Source organism: Paenarthrobacter sp. NPDC089988, from assembly GCF_044748465.1.
Lineage (GTDB): Bacteria > Actinomycetota > Actinomycetes > Actinomycetales > Micrococcaceae > Arthrobacter.
Map to the genome: position 1 here is coordinate 105299 of NZ_JBIVGD010000016.1, position 21108 is coordinate 126406.

The 21108-nt window shown below is 64.6% G+C and carries 18 protein-coding genes; 13 read left to right on the top strand and 5 right to left on the bottom strand.

Annotated features, from left to right (window positions below):
• The first annotated feature begins 42 nt into the window (after positions 1-42).
• Positions 43-555 (top strand): GNAT family N-acetyltransferase, encoded by a 513-nt coding sequence (locus ACIPV6_RS17905; RefSeq protein WP_400272170.1) that lies wholly within the window; start codon positions 43-45, stop codon positions 553-555.
• A gap of 53 nt (positions 556-608) precedes the next feature.
• Positions 609-989: a RidA family protein gene (locus ACIPV6_RS17910; RefSeq protein WP_400272171.1), complete on the top strand. Its 381-nt coding sequence runs from the start codon at positions 609-611 to the stop codon at positions 987-989.
• Between the two features lie 69 nt (positions 990-1058).
• Here the strand turns inward: ACIPV6_RS17910 and ACIPV6_RS17915 are convergent, their stop codons facing one another.
• Together ACIPV6_RS17915 and ACIPV6_RS17920 are read right to left on the bottom strand one after the other, a co-directional pair.
• Positions 1059-1718, bottom strand: coding sequence for a response regulator (locus tag ACIPV6_RS17915; protein ID WP_400272172.1), 660 nt, complete (start codon positions 1716-1718; stop codon positions 1059-1061).
• On the bottom strand, positions 1711-3450 hold the full coding sequence (locus ACIPV6_RS17920; RefSeq protein WP_400272173.1) for an ATP-binding protein: 1740 nt from the start codon (positions 3448-3450) through the stop codon (positions 1711-1713). The genes ACIPV6_RS17915 and ACIPV6_RS17920 overlap by 8 nt, the downstream gene beginning before the upstream one ends.
• A gap of 170 nt (positions 3451-3620) precedes the next feature.
• On the opposite strand from ACIPV6_RS17920, the gene ACIPV6_RS17925 reads away from it, so the two are divergent.
• Positions 3621-5123, top strand: coding sequence for a CitMHS family transporter (locus tag ACIPV6_RS17925; RefSeq protein WP_400272174.1), 1503 nt, complete (start codon positions 3621-3623; stop codon positions 5121-5123).
• 23 nt (positions 5124-5146) lie between these two features.
• Here the strand turns inward: ACIPV6_RS17925 and ACIPV6_RS17930 are convergent, their stop codons facing one another.
• On the bottom strand, positions 5147-6655 hold the full coding sequence (locus ACIPV6_RS17930; protein ID WP_400272175.1) for an LCP family protein: 1509 nt from the start codon (positions 6653-6655) through the stop codon (positions 5147-5149).
• Positions 6656-6848: 193 nt separating this feature from the next.
• On the opposite strand from ACIPV6_RS17930, the gene gatC reads away from it, so the two are divergent.
• The 3 genes from gatC to gatB are packed head-to-tail and all read left to right on the top strand — an operon-like array spanning position 6849 to position 10199.
• Positions 6849-7145, top strand: coding sequence for an Asp-tRNA(Asn)/Glu-tRNA(Gln) amidotransferase subunit GatC (gatC, locus tag ACIPV6_RS17935; protein WP_400272176.1), 297 nt, complete (start codon positions 6849-6851; stop codon positions 7143-7145).
• Positions 7146-7149: 4 nt separating this feature from the next.
• Positions 7150-8691: an Asp-tRNA(Asn)/Glu-tRNA(Gln) amidotransferase subunit GatA gene (gene gatA, locus ACIPV6_RS17940; RefSeq protein WP_400272177.1), complete on the top strand. Its 1542-nt coding sequence runs from the start codon at positions 7150-7152 to the stop codon at positions 8689-8691.
• The gene (gatB, locus tag ACIPV6_RS17945) at positions 8691-10199 is read left to right on the top strand and encodes an Asp-tRNA(Asn)/Glu-tRNA(Gln) amidotransferase subunit GatB (protein ID WP_400272178.1); all 1509 of its coding nucleotides are present in this window, start codon (positions 8691-8693) and stop codon (positions 10197-10199) included. The genes gatA and gatB overlap by 1 nt, the downstream gene beginning before the upstream one ends.
• 50 nt (positions 10200-10249) lie before the next feature.
• Here the strand turns inward: gatB and ACIPV6_RS17950 are convergent, their stop codons facing one another.
• Positions 10250-11278, bottom strand: a complete 1029-nt coding sequence (locus tag ACIPV6_RS17950; protein ID WP_400272179.1) for a formylglycine-generating enzyme family protein — start codon at positions 11276-11278, stop codon at positions 10250-10252.
• Between the two features lie 204 nt (positions 11279-11482).
• On the opposite strand from ACIPV6_RS17950, the gene ACIPV6_RS17955 reads away from it, so the two are divergent.
• The 5 genes from ACIPV6_RS17955 (at position 11483) to ACIPV6_RS17975 (ending at position 17501) form a co-directional block, all read left to right on the top strand.
• Positions 11483-12517, top strand: a complete 1035-nt coding sequence (locus ACIPV6_RS17955) for an ABC transporter permease (protein WP_400272180.1) — start codon at positions 11483-11485, stop codon at positions 12515-12517.
• Between the two features lie 31 nt (positions 12518-12548).
• The gene (locus ACIPV6_RS17960; RefSeq protein WP_397325767.1) at positions 12549-13472 is read left to right on the top strand and encodes a carbohydrate ABC transporter permease; all 924 of its coding nucleotides are present in this window, start codon (positions 12549-12551) and stop codon (positions 13470-13472) included.
• A gap of 57 nt (positions 13473-13529) precedes the next feature.
• A complete protein-coding gene (locus tag ACIPV6_RS17965) occupies positions 13530-15191 on the top strand; it encodes a sugar ABC transporter substrate-binding protein (RefSeq protein WP_400272181.1) in 1662 nt (553 codons plus the stop codon).
• A 61-nt stretch (positions 15192-15252) separates the two neighbouring features.
• Positions 15253-16290 (top strand): LacI family DNA-binding transcriptional regulator, encoded by a 1038-nt coding sequence (locus ACIPV6_RS17970; protein WP_400272182.1) that lies wholly within the window; start codon positions 15253-15255, stop codon positions 16288-16290.
• A 17-nt stretch (positions 16291-16307) separates the two neighbouring features.
• Positions 16308-17501 carry a Gfo/Idh/MocA family protein gene (locus ACIPV6_RS17975; protein ID WP_400272183.1) on the top strand — a complete coding sequence of 398 codons (1194 nt, stop codon included), beginning with the start codon at positions 16308-16310 and terminating at the stop codon, positions 17499-17501.
• Positions 17502-17572: 71 nt separating this feature from the next.
• On the opposite strand, the gene ACIPV6_RS17980 is transcribed toward ACIPV6_RS17975, so the two are convergent.
• Entirely contained in the window at positions 17573-18502 is a 930-nt protein-coding gene (locus tag ACIPV6_RS17980) for a LysR family transcriptional regulator (RefSeq protein ID WP_400272184.1), read from the bottom strand.
• A gap of 110 nt (positions 18503-18612) precedes the next feature.
• Between ACIPV6_RS17980 and tdh the strand changes: the two genes are divergently transcribed.
• Complete coding sequence (gene tdh, locus ACIPV6_RS17985; RefSeq protein ID WP_400272185.1) at positions 18613-19659, top strand: L-threonine 3-dehydrogenase; 1047 nt, start codon at positions 18613-18615, stop codon at positions 19657-19659.
• A gap of 20 nt (positions 19660-19679) precedes the next feature.
• Positions 19680-20873 (top strand): glycine C-acetyltransferase, encoded by a 1194-nt coding sequence (locus ACIPV6_RS17990; protein WP_400272186.1) that lies wholly within the window; start codon positions 19680-19682, stop codon positions 20871-20873.
• Positions 20874-21108: the final 235 nt, after the last annotated feature.

Genomic DNA, 21108 nt, shown 5'->3' on the forward strand with positions numbered 1-21108 from the left:
GTTTCGCGCAGTGCAACTCCTGGTTACTACTATCATTGACAGGTGCTTTCGCCGATTACCGTCCGCCCCGCCCTGCCCGAAGACTACGACGCCGTTGCCCGCATCACGCTGGACTCCTACGTCACTGCGGGCTACTACGGCAGCGCCGACCATCCCTACCTGCTGGAACTGCAGAACGTAGCGGGCCGGGCGAAACACGCCGACATCCTTGTGGCTGAGCGCGATGGCCGGATCATTGGCTCGGTCACGGCCGCCCCGGCCGGGGGCGGTTTCTCGGACATCGGCCTGGAAGGCGAACTGGAACTGCGGACCCTCGTGGTGGACCCGGCGGTCCAGCGTTCAGGTGCCGGGCGCGCCTTGGTGCAGGCCGTCGTCGAGCAGGCGCAGGCGACCGAAGGCATCGACGCCGTGTGCCTGACCACCGGTGCCACGTGGGAAAGCGCCAACGCGCTCTACCAACGGACCGGCTTCGACCGCGCCCCCGAGCGGGACTGGTTCGTTCCGGGGACCGACATAAAGCTGTTCGTTTACAGGCTTGGGCTGCAGCAGCCCTAAAGTTTTCCTCGGAATCCCGGCAACAGGCCGGGAAGCGACAGGAAAGGCGCGGCATGCGCAAGACATTCGGCTCGGGCTCGGTCTGGGAACAGACCCTCGGCTACTCCCGTGCAGTCCAGGTGGACAACACCCTCTTCATTTCCGCCACGGCGGCCTCAGGCCCGGACGGCATCGTCGGCGATGACTTCTACTCGCAGACCAAGTACATCCTGGAAAAGCTCGGCGCTGTCCTGGAAGAAGCCGGCTTCTCCTACGGGGACGTGGTGCAGTCCAAGCTGTACCTGACGGACATCAGCAAGTGGGAAGACGCCGGCCGCGCTCATGGCGAGGTCTTCGGCGAGATCCGTCCCACGCTCTCCCTGGTGCACGTGCTGCCGTTCCTGGACCCGCAGATGCTCGTGGAAATCGAGCTCGTCGCGCAGAAGTCCGCGTAGGCACCCAACTGGGGGACAGTAACTGCTCCACTGAACGCTGAGTGGAGCACGTGCTGTCCCCTACCTGGGTCAGCCCGGGATGCCGTAGCGGTGTTCCGGGCGGCCCGTGGTTCCGTAGCGGAGTTGGATCTCGACGGCGCCATCGTCCGCGAGCGAGGACAGGTACCTTTGCGCCGTGGCCCGGGAGACGCCCACCCGGTCCGCGACTTCCGCTGCGGAGTACTGCTCACCCGCCACGAGCGACTCCAGGACGGCTGCTTCCGTTGCCGAACGCGGCTTGGCCGACGGCGTCACGTCGCCGGGGATGAGAGCCCGCTTGGCCCTTTCGATGCTGCCCTGGTCCACGCTGGGTTGTTGGCCCAGGATGCGGCGGTACCGGGCATAGGACCGGAGCTGCTGGGACAAGGACTCGGCGGTGAAGGGCTTGAGCAGGTAGCCCAACGCCCCGCGGCGGAAGGCAACCCTGATGGATTGGGCGTCCGAGGCCGCGGTGAGCATGACTGCGTCAACGTCGAGCTGGCCCAGGAGGTCCAGCCCGGAACCGTCGGGCAGGTAGACGTCCAGCAGCACAAGGTCCGGACGCAGGCTGTGGATGGCCTGCAGCGCCTGGGACACGGAGCCTGCGGGGGCCAGGGCCATGAAACCCGCCACGGAATCGACGTAGGCCGCGTGCAGCCTGGCCACGTGGAAGTCGTCATCCACGATCAGCACCCTCAAGTCCTCAGCCACTGCTGTCCTTCCTCAACGTTGAGTTGGTGTCCGTCTCCGCAGGGTCCATGACTCCGGGGACACTTGCCATGAACACAGCCCCCGGACCACCCGTGCTGCCGGATTCGAGCACCCGGACGTCGCCACCCCGGCGCCGGGCAAGTTGGCGGACCAAGGCCAGGCCCAGGCCCTGGCCGGCGCCCGGACGCGCCGGATGGTCCGCCGTCGTAAATCCTTCCGCGAACACGTCCTCCGGTTCGATGCCGCCCAAACCGTCGCCCGAGTCTCCCACAACGATGTGGAGGGTGCCGCCGTCGCGCGCTGGATCGTCCAGGAGTTCAACTTCCACCCAGCGTTCCGTCGCCGAGCCGGCGACGGCGGCGTTCACGGCGTTGTCGATCAGGTTGCCCAGGACCGTGGTGACGTCCTGGGGGTCGGCCACGTGGCCGCGGACCAGGGTTTCGGGGCCGATGCGCAACGCCACGCCGCGCTCGGACGCCTCCACGCTCTTGGCGCCCACGAACGCCTGCAAATAGGTGTCCTGGAGCAGTTCGCCCTGCTCCACCGGGAACTTCAGCGGGCCCGTGGCCGAGATCCGGGCCAGGTATTCCTTGGCTTGGTCGTGCTGTCCCATGCTCATGAAACCGGCAATCGTGTGAAGCTGGTTGGCGAACTCGTGGCGCTGGGCGCGCAGGGCGGTGGACATGGTTCCTACCGCGTCGAGTTGACGGGTCAGTTGCTGAAGCTCGGTGCGGTCACGGAGCATGACCACCCAGCCGAGGTCCTCCTTGCGGTGCCAGGCCTTGCGGGCGCTGGCGACCAGGACGCGCCCGCCGGCAACCACTTCCACGGCCTCGGCGTCCTGGGCTGCAGGACGGGTGAGGTTTTTGAGCTGCTCCGGCACCGGAGCGGTGGCCCAGTCCTTGCCTGTGGCATCGGGAACGTCCAGGAGCCGGGACGCTGCCGCGTTGAACACGGAGATCCGGCCGTCGGCGGCAATGCCGATCACTCCGTCGTCCACGCCTTGCAGGACTGCCACTTGGTCGTGGACCAAGGTGCTGATTTCTTCCGGTTCCAGTCCGAGGGTGAGCCGCTGCAACCGGTGGCGGAGCAGGAACGAGGCCAGGACGCCGGCCAGCAGGGCACCGCCCGCCGTCAGGGCAATGGGCACGATGTCACGGGCCAGGCTTTGGCTCAGGGATTCCATGGAGTAGCCCACGCTGACCTCGCCAACGATCGTTCCTTTGGCCGTGCCGGCACCATCGGGAGTGCCCGGTGCGTAAATCGGGACTTTCGCACCCGCGGACGGGCCGAGCGTTCCCGTGTTGCGGGTGGTGATTTCCTGGCCACCCAAGGCCACTGACGGGTCCGTGCTCACCCGTTCACCCAGCCGCGCGGTCTCGGGGTGGGCCAGCCGCAATCCGGTTTCGTCGGTGATCACCACGAACAGTGCGCCTGTCCGGATCCGGGCGGCTTCGGCGGCCTCCTGCAGGGGACCGGCAGCGAGAACCGCCGGGGGAGGGGTGCCTTCCTCCTTGCTGATCTCCTGGACGTCCGCCCTGACATCGGGATCGGCTGCGACGGTCCGGGCCAGTGTGAGCGCCTGGTTCTCGGCTTCCGTGCCGATGCGGTCGTAGACCAGCCAGGCGTGCACGGCTCCGCTGAGCAGAACCACCAGGAGTACGACGCCAAGCTGGAGGAGGAGTGTCTGGGTGGAGAAGCGCATGCTGATCCGGCTGTTGCGGGGCACCATTACTCCTTTCCTCCTGTTCCATTGAATCACTGAGCACAATGCGCAAAACGTTCTCAACGAGCAGTATTCCCATCAATACCCACAAACCCGGTTGCGTGACGGAGGCCACCTTACGGTTTGTAGTGCGCATCACACCGAAGTGTTGCCATCACAGTAGTAAGGAGCCGGCCGTGCTGGTTTTGCTTGGATTCGCAATGATTGCGGTATTCATGGTCCTGATCATGACCAAAAAACTGACGCCAGTCCTGGCGCTGATCATTGTCCCCACCATCTTTGGCCTCTTCGCCGGTGCCGGACTCGGCATCGGGCCCATGGTCATGGACTCCATGAAATCCATGACCTCCACGGCCGCGCTCCTCATGTTCGCGATCATCTACTTCGGCCTCATGATCGACGTGGGATTGTTCGACCCACTGGTGAAGTTCATCCTGCGCAAGCTCGGCAACGACCCCGCCAAGGTAGTCCTGGGCACGGCAATCCTCGCAGCCGCTGTTTCCCTGGACGGCGACGGCTCCACCACCTTCATCCTCACCACAGCCGCCATGCTCCCGGTCTACCTTCGCCTGAAGATGAGCCCCGTGGTCCTCACCTGCGTGGCCGGCCTGGCCAACGGCACCATGAACATCCTGCCCTGGGGCGGCCCCACGGCCCGCGCCGCCACCGCGCTGCACCTGGACGTCAACGACGTCTTCGTCCCGATGGTCCCGTCCCTGATTGTTGGCCTGCTTGTCGTGCTGGTCTTCTCCTGGCTGCTTGGCCTGCAGGAACGCAACCGCCTCCGCGCCACCGCTCCCGAAATTTGGGGCGAGGTGGCCGACCCGTCAGAAGCTTTCGACGGCGGCAACGGCCGCGGCGGTGCTGTTGCGGCCGGTTCGGGCCCACGTTTGGGCAAGGGAGGCTCCCGCTTTGGCGGCGCCGGCTCAACCCCAACGGCAGGCAAGCCGGGCACAGGCGGAGGCTCCGGCGTCGTGGTCCTGGAACGCACCGAAGAACTGGTTGACGAGCACGACACCGCCATGGCGGACACCGCACTGGACCCCAACCGGGCCACGCTGCGTCCCAAGCTGTTCTGGTTCAACCTGGCCCTGACGGTCGCCGTGATGGTGACGCTGGTGGCCAACATCATCCCACTGCCGTTCGTCTTCATGGTTGGCTCCGCGATCGCCCTGCTGGTCAACTTCCCCAAGGTCAAGGACCAGGGCGCCCAGTTGATCGCCCACGCACCGTCCATCGTGGCAGTGGTCAGCATGGTCATGGCAGCCGCAGTCCTCACGGGTGTCCTCAACGGCACGGGCATGGTCAAGGCAATGTCCGAGTGGCTCGTCCAGATCATCCCAGCCGACATGGGACCGTTCATGGCAGTGATCACCGGCGTGCTCAGCATCCCCATGACGTTCTTCATGAGCAACGATGCCTTCTACTTCGGCGTCCTTCCCGTCCTCAGCGAGACTGCCGCGCACTACGGTGTTGGCGCCGCGGACATGGCCCGTGCTTCCATCACCGGCCAGCCCTTCCACCTGCAGAGCCCGTTGGTCCCGGCCATCCTGCTGCTGGTCTCCCTGGCCAAGGTGGACCTGGGCGACCACCACAAGAAGGTCCTGTGGCGCACTGCGGTCATCTCGCTGGTGATGCTGGCTGTCGGTGTCCTGACGGGAGCCATCGGCATCGGCTAACGTTCCGCCGATACCGCAAATGATCAGCCTGCCGGGTTCGTCGCCTGGCAGGTCTGGTCATTTGCTGTTTGTGCGGCAATGTTCCCCTGGGCCGGTGCTGGGGTGGGTTTGTCGCCTGACGCAAAGTCCTCGCCCGCATAGACCTGGACGCCCTGGATGGCCGAGGCGGGTTGGATGCTGCTTGCCGGCAAACCGAACATCGCTGCGACGTCCGCCGCCACATCCTCGAAACCGGACTGGTAGTAGACCACGGTGGTAGGTACTGGTTGGGCCTGGAGCTTGGTGATCATGGTGAAGCCGGCCGCCGTGAGCGTATCCGCGATGACGTTGCTCCGGCCCGCCACGTTGGTGCCGTTGGCCACGGAGACCGGTTGGAGGGACTTGTCATAGGAAGGCGTGGCTGGTGCCGTGGACTGGTCGGTCTGGGCAGGGGCACCCTTGCTCAGGTCCGCGCTGTTTTGCAGGGCCGAGAACAGGTTTCCTGCCGCCGGTTCGTCAAGGGCAAGCCGGTTGGGATCAGAGGTCGCCGGAACCGTAGGCACGGTGATGAAATTGACCTTCGCAGGGTCGATGTTCTTGAGCCGGTCCGCGATGGTCAGCAAGGATGGAACCGAAGCCAAACCTGTGTCCACGGTCAGGTTCTTGGTCATGGTGTCTGCGATATCCAGCACCTTCTGCGGGTTGCTGAGGGTTCCCTCGGATTTGAGCTTGCGGGTCAGCGATCCGAGGAACGCCTGCTGGGCCTGGATGCGGCCCAGGTCCCCGCCGTCGGCGAAAGCATGCCTGGTCCGGAGGAAAGCCAGAGCCTGGTCGCCCTGCACCTGCGAGGTTCCCTGCGCGAGCTTCAATCCGGACTCCGGGTCATCCACTGCGGAGTTGACGCAGACATCGACGCCGCCAACTGTGCTGGAGAGCTCCTTGACCGCATTGAAATCCGCCATCATGAAGTGGTCCACCTCAAGCCCGGTCAACTTGCTCACGGTGTCCACGGCGCAGCCGATGCCTGCCTCGGCCATGGCGCTGTTGATCATCACGCCCTCCCGTGCGGCGTGCTGCTGGCTGGTGGCCTGGTCCTTGCACTCAGGCACGTCCACCAGGAGATCCCTGGGGAAACTGATGACGTTGACGTTCTTGTTGTCCGCGGAAATGTCCACCAGCATCATGACGTCCGACTGCCCATAGCCGGAGGATTGGTCCGCCGTGCCGTACTGGCTGTTCTTGCCGCTGCGGGTATCGCTGCCCAGGACCAGGATTTGGAGCCGGTCTTTCCGGTCGTCCACGGCCCCTTCGGTCCGGGTGCCACCCGCGCCCAAGGAGCCAGTGGAGATGTTCGATTGCAGGCGCCAAAGCCAGTAACCGCCGAAGCTCAGGACGCCCACCAGCACTGTGGCAACCACCAGGATGCCCACCCTGAGCCAGCGGCGGCGCTTGCGCGTCGGCGAGCCCAGGCTGCCTTCGGCGAGGCTTCCTTGGCCGGGGTATTGCGTGGGTTCTGCGGGGTTGTGGTCAGGGATATTGTGGCGACCTTGCACGTCGCGGGCCTTTCCTCGGGGTAAGAAGCTGTCTATGCTACGCACCGAATCTGGGAAGTTCCCGAGTCAAGGTCCCGGCCCGTGGGCCGGCCGCCACCATCTGCGCGGCTGCTGGCGGCTGCACGGCAGTTGGGAGGCAGTCCGGCCAAGTAGACTGGTCCGGAAAACCATTTGAACTTTGCAGGGGAGATCCATGGCTGCGATCAACCGTGACGACGTCGCGCATCTTGCGCGTCTGGCTCACATTGAAATGAGTGCCGAAGAGCTGGACAGGATGGCCGGCGAGCTTGCCGTCATTGTGGATTCGGTGAAGTCCGTCAGCGAAGCCGCCGGGGACGACGTCCCGGCCACGTCCCACCCGATTCCGTTGACCAACGTGTTCCGCGAGGACGTTGTGGGCCACACGTTCACGGCCGGGCAGGCATTGTCCGGCGCCCCCGACGCTGCCGAGGACCGCTTCAAGGTTCCGGCAATTTTGGATGAGGACTAACACCATGACTGAACTGAAGAACGAACTCATCCGCCACTCCGCTGCCGACCTCGCCGCCAAGCTGGCCGCACGCGAGGTGTCCGCCGTCGAGGTCACGCAGGCGCACCTTGACCGCATCGCCGACGTCGATGGCCAAGTAAACGCGTTCCTGCACGTGAACACCGAAGAAGCGCTGTCCGTCGCGGCCGAGGTCGACGCCGCGAGGAGCGCGGGCGAAGACCTGCATGCGCTCGCCGGCGTGCCCATCGCGGTGAAGGACCTGATCGTCACGATCGGCCAGCCCACTACTGCCGGCTCCAGGATCCTCGAGGGCTGGCACAGCCCCTACGACGCCACGGTCATCAAGAAGCTCCGCGCCGCGAAGATGCCCATCCTGGGCAAGACCAACCTTGACGAGTTCGCCATGGGTTCTTCCACGGAGCACTCGGCGTATGGCCCCACCCGCAACCCGTGGGACCTGGATCGCATCCCCGGCGGTTCCGGCGGCGGTTCCGCTGCCGCCGTCGCAGCTTTCGAAGCGCCGCTGGCGCTTGGTACGGACACCGGCGGCTCCATCCGCCAGCCCGGTGCCGTCACGGGAACGGTGGGAGTGAAGCCCACTTACGGTGCCGTGTCCCGTTACGGTGCCATCGCGATGGCGTCTTCGCTGGACCAGATCGGCCCGGTGTCCCGGACCGTCCTTGACTCCGCCCTGCTGCAGGAAGTCATCGGCGGGCACGATCCCTTCGATTCCACCTCCCTGACCGATCCCTTCACCAACCTGGTTGCTGCCGCCCGCCTGGGCAACGTGGCCGGAGTGAAGATCGGCATCATCAAGGAACTGCACGGCGAGGGCTACCAGTCCGGCGTCGAGAACCGCTTTAACGAGTCCCTTGAGATCCTCAAGGACGCCGGTGCGGAAATCGTGGAGGTTTCCTGCCCCAATCTCAAGTACGCCCTTGGCGCCTACTACTTGATCATGCCGTCCGAGGTGTCCAGCAACCTGGCCAAGTTCGACGGCGTCCGCTACGGCTTGCGGGTCCTCCCCAAGGACGGTCCCATGACCATCGAACGCGTCATGGCCGCAACCCGCGCCGCCGGTTTCGGCGACGAAGCCAAGCGCCGCATCATCCTGGGCACCTACGCCCTGAGTGCCGGGTACTACGACGCCTACTACGGCTCGGCCCAGAAGGTCCGTACGCTGATCCAGCGCGACTTCGACGCCGCCTTTGCGCAGGCCGATGTCCTGATCTCGCCCACCGCGCCCACCACGGCGTTCAAGCTGGGGGAGAAGCTGGACGATCCGCTGGCCATGTACCTCAACGATGTCGCTACGATTCCGGCCAACCTTGCCGGCATCCCGGGCCTGTCCCTTCCCGGCGGCCTGGCTGACGAGGACGGCCTCCCCGTGGGCATCCAGCTCCTAGCGCCAGCCCGCGAAGACGCACGCCTGTACCGCGTGGGCGCCGTCCTCGAGTCCATCCTTGAAGAGAAGTGGGGCGGCCCGATGCTCGCACAGGCACCCGCCCTGGGTTCTGCTTCCACCACCGCCGGAGGTTCCAACTAATGTCCGTCGACGCAACCCTGAGCTTCGAAGAGGCCATGGAGAAGTATGATCCCGTCCTGGGGTTCGAGGTCCACGTGGAGCTCAACACCAAGACCAAGATGTTCTCCTCGGCTCCGAACGTCTTCGGCGATGAGCCCAACACCAACGTCAACGAGGTTGACCTGGGCATGCCCGGCGTTCTTCCCGTGGTCAACAAGACGGCGGTGGAGTCTTCCATCAAGATCGGCCTGGCCTTGAACTGCAAGATCGCCGAGTCCTGCCGCTTCGCCCGGAAGAACTACTTCTACCCGGACACCCCCAAGAACTTCCAGACCTCCCAGTACGACGAGCCGATCGCCTACGACGGCTACCTGGACATCGAGTTGGAAGACGGCACGGTTTTCCGGGTTGAGATCGAGCGGGCGCACATGGAAGAGGATGCCGGGAAGCTGACCCACATGGGTGGCGCGGCGGGCCGTATCCAGGGTGCCGACTACTCGCTGGTGGACTACAACCGTGCCGGTGTTCCGCTGGTGGAAATCGTCACCAAGCCGATCGAGGGCGCGGGCAGCCGTGCGCCGGAACTGGCCAAGGCGTATGTTGCGGCGATCCGCGAAATCGTGAAGAACCTGGGCGTTTCCGATGCCCGCATGGAACGCGGAAATGTCCGCTGCGACGCAAACGTCTCCCTCCGCCCGCATGGCCAGGAGCGCTTCGGCATCCGTTCCGAGACCAAGAACGTGAACTCTTTGCGCGCCGTGGAGCACGCTGTCCGCTACGAGATCCAGCGCCATGCAGCCGTTTTGGATTCCGGCAACCCGATTGTCCAGGAAACGCGCCACTGGCATGAGGACACCCGTTCCACGACATCCGGCCGGCCGAAGTCCGACGCCGACGATTACCGCTACTTCCCTGAACCGGACCTGGTTCCCGTGGTTGCTTCGCGCGAATGGGTTGAGGAACTGCGCGCCACCTTGCCCGAGCCCCCCGCGGAGCGCCGCAAGCGCCTCAAGGAAGCCTGGGGATACTCGGACCTTGAGTTCCGCGACGTGGTGAACGCCGGCGTCATGGACTCCATCGAGGAGACCGTCGCTGCCGGTGCCAGCGCCGATGCCGCGCGCAAGTGGTGGATGGGCGAGGTTGTTGGCCGTGCCAAGACCGCCGAAGTCGAGCCCGCTGAACTCGGTGTCACGCCGGAGCTGATCGTCGAGCTCAACAAGCTGGTTGAAGGCGGCAAGATCAACAACAAGATGGCCTCCCAGGTCCTGGACGGCGTCCTCGCCGGTGAAGGAACCCCGGAGGAAATCATCGAGAAGCGCGGCCTTGCGGTGGTTTCCGACGACGGCCCGCTCCTGGAAGCGATCGATGCCGCCCTGGCTGCCCAGCCGGACGTTGCAGAGAAGATCCGCGGCGGCAAGGTCCAGGCCATCGGCGCCATTGTGGGCGGCGTCATGAAGGCCACGCGTGGCCAGGCCGACGCCGGACGTGTCCGCGAGCTGATCCTCGAGAAGCTCGGGGTTCAGGGCTAGGAACGCCTTCATAAGAAGCAGGCCGCAGACTTTGTCTGCGGCCTGCTTTTTTAGAGCGCCACGGTCCTGAAGCCAAGGTTGGCACTGGCCGAGTCCGGCGTGTTCGAACTCCGCGCCGCCAACCGGTACCGGTTGCAGTACGAGTCGTGGCATAGGTAGGAGCCGCCGCGCATCACGCGTCCGCGTCCTACAGTGGGTCCCTGCGGGTCCTGCACCGTGCCGTTGGCCAGGCACGTTGCGTAGTACTTGGGCAGGAACCAGTCGCTGCACCACTCCCACACATTGCCGCTGGTCTGGTACAAACCGTAGCCGTTCGGGGCGAACCAACGGGCGGGAGCGGTGGTCAGGAAGCCGTCGTCCACGTCGTTGCGCACGGGGAATTCACCCTGCCAGATGTTGCAGTTGTGGCGGGAGGTTCCTTCGCCGGAGTTATGGAGCCCGTTGCCCCACGGGTAGCGCAGGCCGTCCTCCCCGCCACGGGCCGCGTACTCCCATTCGGCTTCAGTAGGGAGCCGTCGGCCGGCCCAGGCGCAGTAGGCCAAGGCATCGTTGTAGGAAACGTGGGTCACTGGGTGGTCGGGAATATCGCTCCAGTTGGAGAGCGGCCCGGCCGGGTGTGCCCAGTCGGCGCCGCGGACATTGAACCACCACGGGACATTGTTGACCCGGTTGAGGATGTCCTTCGGTTCGGCCCTGACGGCCAGGTGGAAGACGGGCGAGGTTCCGAAGTTTTCCGATTCGGTCCGGTAGCCGGTGGCGTCGACGAAAGCCGCAAACTCCTGGTTCGTGACAGTGGTGGCGCTGATGAGGAAGGCCCTGACTCCCACCTCATGCACGGGAGACTCGCCGTCGTCCGCATAACCCTCGTTGAAGGGGTCGCCCATGGCGAACGTCCCCGCCGGGATGGGGACATCGTTGGAACCGGCCTGCGCGGCCGCACCTTCGGGTGTGGGACCTTGGGCGGAACGCACGACGCCGGTTGGCGGCGCGGGGTGTCCGTCCGCCGCGCGCTGTGGTGGCGTCAGCCCCGGCGTCGAACTTTCCCGGGCGGTTCCGCCCGCACTGCAGCATCCTGCCATTCCCGCTCTTTCCTCCGTGCGAAGCCGTCCGTTGTGTTCGCCCGTCCTCCATCTTACTGGCGCTCCATGTCGCTCAAAGTGATGAAAACTGATTTCTAAGCGCAGTTTCAATCATAATCTTGCAAAAGCCGCAGTGGTCACTTATGGTTTGTTAAACGGTTAACGAACGTGGCTTGAATCACACTCAGCACTTGAGGAGACAGCATGAACTCGACAACGGAACAGGCTCCGGCATTGCCCGAAGCCAGCCGTGTCCCGGCCCGGGAAGGCGCCAAAGCGCCAGTGTCCGGCTCCCGGAAAGGCAAGGGCACCAAGCCGCCCAGCCAGAGCTTCCGCTCGCGCCTGAAGCGGGACAAGCAGATGCTCCTGATGATGGTGCCGGGCATCGCCTTCCTGTTGCTCTTCTTCTACATCCCCATCCTGGGCAACGTCATCGCCTTCCAGGACTACCAGCCCTACCTGGGCATCGGAGACAGCCTCTGGGTGGGCTGGCAGAACTTCGTGGATCTCTTCGCCAACCCGGACTTCATCCACGCGTTCTGGAACACGCTGTACCTGGCGGCCTGGCAGTTGGTGTTCCTGTTCCCCGTTCCGCTGGTCCTTGCCCTGATCGTCGACTCCCTGATCAGCACCAGGGTCCGGCAGGTCTTCCAGAGCATCGCCTACCTGCCCCACTTCCTCTCCTGGGTCCTGGTGATCGCCTTCTTCCAGCAGATGCTGGGCGGTGCCGGTTTCGTGAACAACCTGCTCCGGGACTGGGGCATGGATCCCATCCCGTTCATGACCAACTCCGAGACGTTCCCCGTACTGGTGGTGGTCCAGATGATCTGGAAGGACGCCGGCTGGGCCATGATCATCTTCCTCGCCGCCTTGGCGAGCATCGACGCTTCCCTCTATGAGGCGGCAGCGGCGGACGGTGCCGGACGGTGGCGCCGCATGTGGCACATCACGCTGCCCGGCCTGCGTCCCGTGATCGTCCTGCTCCTGATCCTGCGCATCGGCGACATCCTCTCGGTGGGCTTCGAGCAATTCATCCTGCAGCGCGACGCCGTAGGCGCCGGGGCCGCGGAAGTCCTGGACACGTTCACCTACTACACCGGTGTTGTGGGTGGCGGCTGGAGTTCGGGTGCTGCGGCCGGCTTGGCCAAGGGCGTGGTCAGCATGCTGCTGATCTATGGCGCGAACAAGTTGGCACACCGCTTTGGCGAAGACGGCATCTTCGCTCGAAAGGTCGGCTAGCCCCAGCGGCGGCCGAACAAGGAGAACCCCCATGGCAACAACACTTTTCACCCGCAAACCGCGGGAGCTGAGCTACAACCCCAAGCGTCCGGTCTGGAAGGAACGCCCTTCCGCGCTCTACCAGACCGTGAAGTCGGTGGTCCTGGTGGCCTTCAGCCTGTCCATCCTGGCCCCCATCCTGCTGGTGGTCTCGACGTCCCTCGCGGACAACGAACAGCTGGTCAAGGCCGGCGGCTTCGTCCTCTGGCCGGAGCGTCCCACGTTGGAGGCCTACGCCACCATCTTCAAAGGCCCCATGGTGCTGCAGTCCCTGGGAGTGAGCGCCCTGATCACCGTGGTTGGCACCATCCTGGCCCTCTTCGTCACCATCACCATGGCCTACGCCACCAGCCGCTCGGTCCTGTTCGGCCGCCCCGTGGTGCTCGCAGTCCTGTTCACCCTGCTGTTCGCCCCGGGCCTGATTCCGTCCTTCCTCATGATCCGCCAGCTGGGCCTGCTGGATTCGTTGTGGTCGCTGATCCTGCCCGGCATCTTCGGTGCCTTCAACTTCGTGGTGATGCGGTCCTTCTTCATGAACATTCCCGGCGAGCTGATCGAGAGCGCCAGGATCGATGGCGCCAATGACTGGCAGATCCTCTGGCGGATCGTCATGCCCTTGTCCAAGGCAGTGATCGCCGTGGTGGGCCTGTTCTACGCCGTCGGCTTCTGGAACTCGTTCTTCAACGCACTGCTCTACATCAACGACCACAGCAAGTGGCCCATCCAGCTGCTGCTCAGGAACTTCGTGGTGCAGGGGAGCGGTGCCGCCGACCAACTCGGCATCACCACCACCCCGCCGCCGCAGTCCATCCAGATGGCGGTAGTGGTAGTGGCCCTGGTGCCCATCCTCATGGTCTACCCGTTCCTCCAGAAGCACTTTGCCAAGGGCGTCATCACCGGCGCCGTCAAGGGTTAGCCCACCAAGATTCCCACGCGTAAAAAACCAACAAAGATCATCAGAAAGGGTTATGCCATGACGAGCACTACCTCAGGACAGGCTGGATTCAGCCGCCGCGGCTTCCTCGGCCTCGCCGGCCTGGCCGTGACCGCCGTCGGTCTGTCCGCCTGCGGTGGCGGCGGAGCTTCCGGAGGTGGAGGCGCCGCTGCCTCCGCCACGGTCAAGCTGCCCACCTACAAAGAGTTCACGGGTGTGACGCCGGACATCGCCGGCAACGCCCAGGGCTTGCAGGCCGGATACTTCAAACTGCCCAACGCCGTGCAGTCCGTGAAGACTCCGCCGCTCAAGGGCAAGGTCACCGGCCTCACGGAAACCTTCGACACCATGAGCCCGGGCCTGAAGGACAACCCGTTCTGGCAGCGCCTCAACGCCAAGCTCGGGGGAGACCTCGAGCTGCAGATTGCCGAAGACATCGGAGACGGCTACCCGGCCAAGTTCGCCACAGTTCTTGCCAGCAACGACCTTCCGGACATGATGTGGGTACCGCCAAACCAGGGCATCCCCAACGTGGGTCCCATGCTGGAAGCCAAATTCCAGGACCTCACGCCGTACCTCTCCGGTGACGCCGTGCTCGAGTACCCCAACCTGGCCGCACTGAAGCCGGATTCCTGGAAGACCGCCGTCGTGAACGGCAAGATCTGGGGCGCTCCCATCCCGAGCACCCCGTTCGGCCAGGTCTACCTGGGCAACCACGACATGTGGGCGCAGGTAGGTGGCTTCGAAGCGTCCAGCGCCGACGAGTTCCTGGACAAGGCCAAGGAACTGACGCGTCCCGGCGAGCAGAAGTACGCCCTGGAGCCGGCCTACATCAATGCGCTGCACATGGTCACCGAATGGTTCGGGGCCCCGAACAGCTGGGCCGTCAACAAGGACCGCACGCTGACCCACCTGTATGAAACAGACGAATACATGGCGGGCGTCGAGTTCACTGCCAAGATGTTTGCCGCCGGTGTCTTCTACCCGGACTCCAAGGCCACGGACATCCGCAACCGGGTAGTCAACGGCAGCGTTGCCGCACAGGTGGTGGTGGGTCCGCACGATATCCGCAGCTACCGCTCACTGAGCCGCACCGCCAAGTTCGACATCCTCATTCCGTTCAGCGCCGACGGCAAGGTCAAGCCGACCTACGACATGGGCTACGGAACCGTGGGCTTCACGCCGTTCAAGAAGGCCGAGGAAGGCAAGATCCGTGAGCTGCTCGCCCTGATCGACTACCTGTCGGCACCGTTCGGCACCGTGGAGTACATGCAGAAGAACTTCGGCGAGCTCGGCCAGGACTACACCCTGGACGGCAGCGGAAACCCGGTCCGCACGGACACCGGTACCACGAACGCCCCGGGCCTGGTCTCGGCCCTGAACATCATGGCCAGCCCGGAGAACGTCATCTTCAACCCCGGCTTCGACGACGACACGCGCTACGTCAGCGAGCAGGAAAAGAAGCTCCTGGAACTCGCCTGGCGCAACCCCACCAACGGTTCCTACTCGGACACCAACGCCAAGGTGGGCGCCAAGATCACCAAGCAGTTGCGGGACAAGGTGGTGGATATCATCACCGGCCGCGCCAAGATCGACGAGCTCAAGGACGCGGTGAAGCGTTGGAAGAGCGAGGGCGGCGACAAGATGCGCGACGAGTACCAGGCTTCGTTGGACCCCAACGCGCCAGTGTTCCGGAGCTAGCCCCGCAACGCCATACGATCGAGCAAAGAATGTGATGCGGACATCAACACCAGGGGGAACCATGGCAAAAACAAGCAATACCGGCGTCAGGCCCACCATCCGCATGGTGGCCGAACTTGCCGGCGTCTCCACAGCCACGGTTTCCTATGTGATGTCCGGTCGCCGGGGTGACGGCGGGCCTGGCGTTTCGGATCCGACGGCGGAAAAGGTCAAGGCGGCCGCGGAGCGGCTCGGATACCGGCCCAACCAGGCCGCCCGTGCCATCCGCACCGGACGGACCAACACAGTGATCCTGTCGCTGACCATGCTTTCGGATCCGTGGTCCCTGTCCGTCATCGAGGCGGTCCAGCGGGCCGCGGAACCCCTGGGCATCACGCCGATGATCCTGGGGGACGCGGACTGGGTGAAAGTGCTCGGTACGCACAACGCCGATGCCGTGTTCGTCGATGCCGTCCGCGAAGACCAAACTGCTGCGCTCCGGAAACTGGCCGGGCACGGAACCACGCTGGTGGTCTTCAACGAAAAGCTGGAACCGGAGGGTTTCGACGTGATCCGTTCCATCGCGGAGCCGGGCTGCCGGATGGCCGTGGAGCATCTTCTCCACGGCCACCGGCGGATCGCTTGCCTGACCCCGGCCACGGCTGCCGGAACGTCCGGTGGCAGCCGCTACCGGGCGTATTCGGAGGCGCTTGCCGCCGCAGGGATCGATGAACGGGAAGACTACGTGGGGCTCTTCGACGGAACCACATCTGGAGCCTTCGCCGCCACCACCCGGCTCCTGGGACTTCCGGACCGCCCTACGGCGATCTATGCCACCACCGATTTCGCCGCCGTCAGCGCCATCAACGCGGCCCAACGCCTGGGCTTGGCCGTGGGCCAGGACGTGGACATCATCGGTGTGGGCAACACGGTGGAGGGTGGGCGCATGTCTCCCTCGCTCAGCACCGTGGGTCCCGTGGACTTCTTCGACAAGCTTGCCAGGCTGCTCCTGCAGCGGGCCACGGACGCCGGTGACAAGCCGACGGTCCTGGATTTCCCCTGGCACCTCTTCGTGCGGGAATCGGCACCACACCGCAGTGCCGCAACCAGACTTCATTAGGAATCAGCAGAAGGAATTTGTACACCATGGAAAAGGATTTGAAGGTCGGCATCGTGGGTTTCGGCCTGCGTTCGGGATTGTGGAAGCACGCCCATAAGCCGGGCCGGGGGTCTGTTGTGACGATCGTCTGCGACCTCAGCGAACGTGGACGGGCGGATGCCGCCGAGCGCATCCCCACCGCACGGATCACGGACGACCTTGAGGAGTTGCTGGCCGGCGGCCTGGACGCAGTACTGGTCCTGACCCCGGACAACCAGCACGCCGCCGTCGCAATCCGCACCCTGAAAGCCGGCATCCCCACGTTCTGCGAGAAGCCCTTGGACGTCACGCTCGAGGCTGCGGACCTGATCCTCAAGACCGCCTATGAAACGGGCACCCGGCTGTACGTGGGCCACAACATGCGCCATATGCCCGTGGTGGTCCAGATGCGGGAGATCATCGAGGCAGGGACCATCGGGGAGGTCAAGGCCGTGTGGTGCCGGCACTTTGTGGGCCACGGCGGCGATTACTACTTCAAGGACTGGCATGCCCAGCGCGCCAACGTCACCTCGCTGCTGTTGCAAAAGGGTGCCCACGATATCGACGTGATCCACTGGTTGGCCGGCGGATACACCAAGCGCGTAGCGGCCGTGGGCGATCTAGCGGTCTATGGCGACGTGACCAACCGCGCCAACAACGACGGCAAGCGCATGGGGGATTGGTTCTCCTTGGACAACTGGCCGCCCACGGAGCAGAAGGACCTGGCGGAGGTGATCGATGTCGAGGACATTTCCATGATGAACATGGTGCTGGACAACGGCATCCTGGCCTCCTACCAGCAGTGCCACTTCACGCCCGACTACTGGCGGAACTACACCATCATCGGCACCAAGGGCCGGATCGAGAACCTCGGCGACGGCCCAGGTGAGACCATCAACGTTTGGACCTCGCGCACCTCCGGGCGGGGCGAGCCGGACCAGGTCGTCACCATCCAGGACGGCGAAGGCGGCCATGGCGGCGCCGATCCGCGGTTGATTGAGGAGTTCCTGCGGTTCGCTTCGGAGGGCGGCCGGACCCAGACCAGCCCCATCGCCGCCCGCCAGGCTGTGGTGGCCGGCATCCTGGCCGCCGAGTCGTTGCGTGGCGATGGCTCTGCCCGGGAAGTCCCGGAGTTGCCCGCGGAGTTGGTGGAGTACTTCGACGCCGGCCAACCCGCCCTGGTCCGCGACTGAGCACCCGCCGTCCGCCCAACTGGGGGACAGATAACGCTCCACTGAACCCTCATTAGAGCATGTGCTGTCCCCTACTTGGGTGCGGAAAGCCCGGTCATGACGGTTTGAAGTGACTCGCAAACCGTCATGACCGATTTCCGTTTAAGGGTTTCCGGCCGGGCCAGGATGTCGATCTTGCGCACCGAGTTCACCCCGGACAACGGCCGCAGCACCACGCCGGCGTCCAGCACGCGCCGTGCCGTGAACCTTGGCAGCAGCCCAATCGCACCTCCTGCCGAAACGAGCGCCGCCACGGTGGAGTAGTCGTTGATGCGGTGCAGCACCTCTGCCGGGCGCCCGCTGACAGCCACGACGGCGGCCAGGACGTCCGCGGGGGAGTAGCCATCGCGGCTGGTCACCCAGGGTTCATCGACGACGTCGGACGGCTTCAGTTCGCGATGTGCAGCCAGCGGGTGGTCTGCGGGCAAGGCAATGTCCAGGGGTTCATCCGCGATCGGGATCACCGCCACCTTGTCCTCGGGCCACGGGGGACTGTTGTCCATTCGGTGCGCCAGGACAAGGTCGTAGCGCGCCACCAACCCCGGGAAATCCTCCTGGGCCACATCTTCGTCGGACAGGCGCAACCGTGGCGACATCCCGCCGTCGGACGCTTTTCCGCTGGCCAGCAGCGCGGCGAGTGGGGCGAACAGCGCCTGGCCCGCGCTGTGGAACGCGCTGACGCTCACGGGCGCGTCGGGAGCATCGTGGTAGGCGCCGATGGCCGCGCGGGCATCGGCCATGGCATTCACGACGGCGGCACCCGCCTCAGCCAGCACGCGGCCGGCGTCGGTGAGGACCAAAGCGCGGCCTTCCTTGCGGGTGAGCGGCACATCCACCGACTTCTGGAGCAGTGCAAGCTGCTGGGAAACGGCCGACGGCGTGACCATGAGGGTCTCCGCCACGGCCTTGACGCTGCCCAGGTCCCCGAGCTCACGGAGCATCTGCAATTGGTGGATTTCCATTAGCAAATCCTAAATCGTTGATTGAGAAGATTCTAGTTGTGCTAAATCGTTGGCGGGCTTTCAATGGAAGTCAGCAGCAGCGAAGCAGCACCAAGCCAGTGAGGAATCCCATGAAGGCTCTCTACAAATCCGGACCGCACGCCGGGTTCGAACTCGTTGACCGTCCCGAGCCCGAAGCGGGCCCGTCGGACGTCAAGATACGCGTGATGACCACAGGCATCTGCGGCACCGACCTCCACATCCAGAGCTGGGATGCGTGGGCGCAAGGCATCATCGAAGCACCCCTGATTGCCGGGCACGAGTTCTACGGCGAAGTGGTGGCGATCGGCGAGGACGTCCGTGACGTCAAGGTGGGGGACAAGGTCTCCGGCGAAGGCCACGTTGTCTGCGGGATCTGCCGCAACTGCCGGGCCGGACGCCGCCAGATGTGCATCCACACGGTCTCGGTGGGCGTGCAGCGCGATGGCGCATTCGCTGAATACGTGGTGATCCCGGAGACGAATGTCTGGGTGCACCACGATGAATCCGTCACACCGGAACTCGGTGCCATCTTCGACCCCTTCGGCAACGCAGTGCACACCGCGCTGAGCTTCCCTCTGGTTGGCGAGGATGTCCTCATCACGGGGGCCGGCCCGATCGGACTCATGGCTATTGCCGTTGCCCGCCACGCCGGTGCGCGCAAGATCGCCATCACGGATGTCTCTGAACCACGGTTGGAGCTCGCCAGGCAGATGGGCGTTGACCTAGCTGTGGATGTCTCCAGGATGCGGGTCCGCGAAGCACAGCAGGAACTGGGCATGCGCGAAGGCTTCGACATCGGCCTGGAAATGTCGGGACACCCCACGGCGCTGCCTGAGATGATCGACAACATGAACCACGGCGGACGCATCGCCATGCTCGGCCTGCCCAGCCAGTCCATCGACATCGACTGGGGCAAGGTGGTCACGCACATGCTCACCCTCAAGGGCATCTACGGCCGCGAAATGTTCGAGACCTGGTACGCCATGAGCGCCATGTTGTCCTCCAACCCGGTACTGCACCGCAGCATTTCCGCCGTCGTCACCGACAAGCTGCCGGCCACCGAGTGGGAAAAGGGCTTCGAGATCGCCCGCAACGGCGTGGGCGGCAAAGTGGTCCTCGACTGGACTGAACTCTAGGAACCTTCAGGAGCAATTCAATGTACTCAGCCATCAAAGACCAACTCCAAGGCGAACTCGACGAGATCCGCAGCGCCGGACTCTTCAAGACCGAACGCCACATCGACTCACCCCAGGCCAGCCACATCGCCGCTGGCCAGCTCGGCCAGCCGGCCAACAAGGTCCTGAACTTCTGCGCCAACAACTACCTTGGCCTCGCCGACCACCCGGACATCATCGCCGCCGCCAAGTCCGCCATGGACGAGCGCGGCTTCGGCATGGCCTCCGTCCGCTTCATCTGCGGCACACAGGATCTCCACCTGGAGCTCGAAGCCCGCGTCTCGAAGTTCCTCGGCACGGAGGACACCATCCTGTTCTCCAGCTGCTTCGACGCCAACGGTGGTGTGTTCGAGTCCCTCTTCGGCCCTGACGACGCCATCATTTCCGACTCCCTCAACCACGCCTCCATCATCGACGGAATTCGGCTCAGCAAGGCCAAGCGCTTCCGCTACGCCAACCAGGACATGGCGGACCTGGAAGCCAAGCTCGTGGAGGCGTCCGGTTCGCGGCGCAAGATCATCGTCACGGACGGTGTCTTCTCCATGGACGGCTACTTGGCGCCCCTCGAAGCGATCTGCGACCTCGCCGAAAAGCACGACGCCCTGGTCATGGTGGACGATTCCCACGCCGTCGGGTTCATGGGCTCCACCGGTGCGGGCACCCCTGAACACGCAGGTGTTTCGGACCGCGTGGACATCTACACGGGAACCTTCGGGAAGGCCCTCGGCGGTGCCTCCGGTGGTTACGTCTCCGGCCGAGGCGAGATCGTGGCAATGCTGCGCCAGAAGGCCCGTCCGTACCTGTTCTCCAACTCGCTCGCACCGGCCATTGTTGCGGCCACCATCAAGGCCTTGGAACTGGTGCAGGGCTCAGGCGAGTTGCGCACCCGTCTCTTCGAGAACGCTGCCCTGTTCCGCAGTCGGATGAGCGAGGAAGGCTTTGAACTGCTCGACGGCGAACACGCCATCATCCCGGTCATGTTCGGTGACGCCGTGGTTGCGGCGCGTATCGCCGACGAAATGCTGGGCCACGGCGTTTTCGTGACCGCCTTCAGCTACCCCGTGGTGCCCAAGGGCGCGGCCCGCATCCGCGTCCAGCTCTCCGCCGCCCACAGCACGGACGACGTCGAAGCTTGCGTCCAGGCGTTCGTCAAGAGCCGCGCCGCCGTAGCCTAACCTGTCCCTCTCTCACCGAACGCCCCCTTTTTTGGGACCCTCTCTCACCGAACGCCCGCTTTTCAAGAACGCTCTCTCACCGAAGGCCCCATTTCCACGAGCCCTCTCTCACCAAACCCCGAACGCTCTCTCACTTTCTACTGGGGTTAGCCTCTGTTGGTGGACACCTGAAGTAGCGGGATCCTGGGATTCTGCGGGAAGGTGTTCTTGTGAGCACGACACGACGTAAATTCAC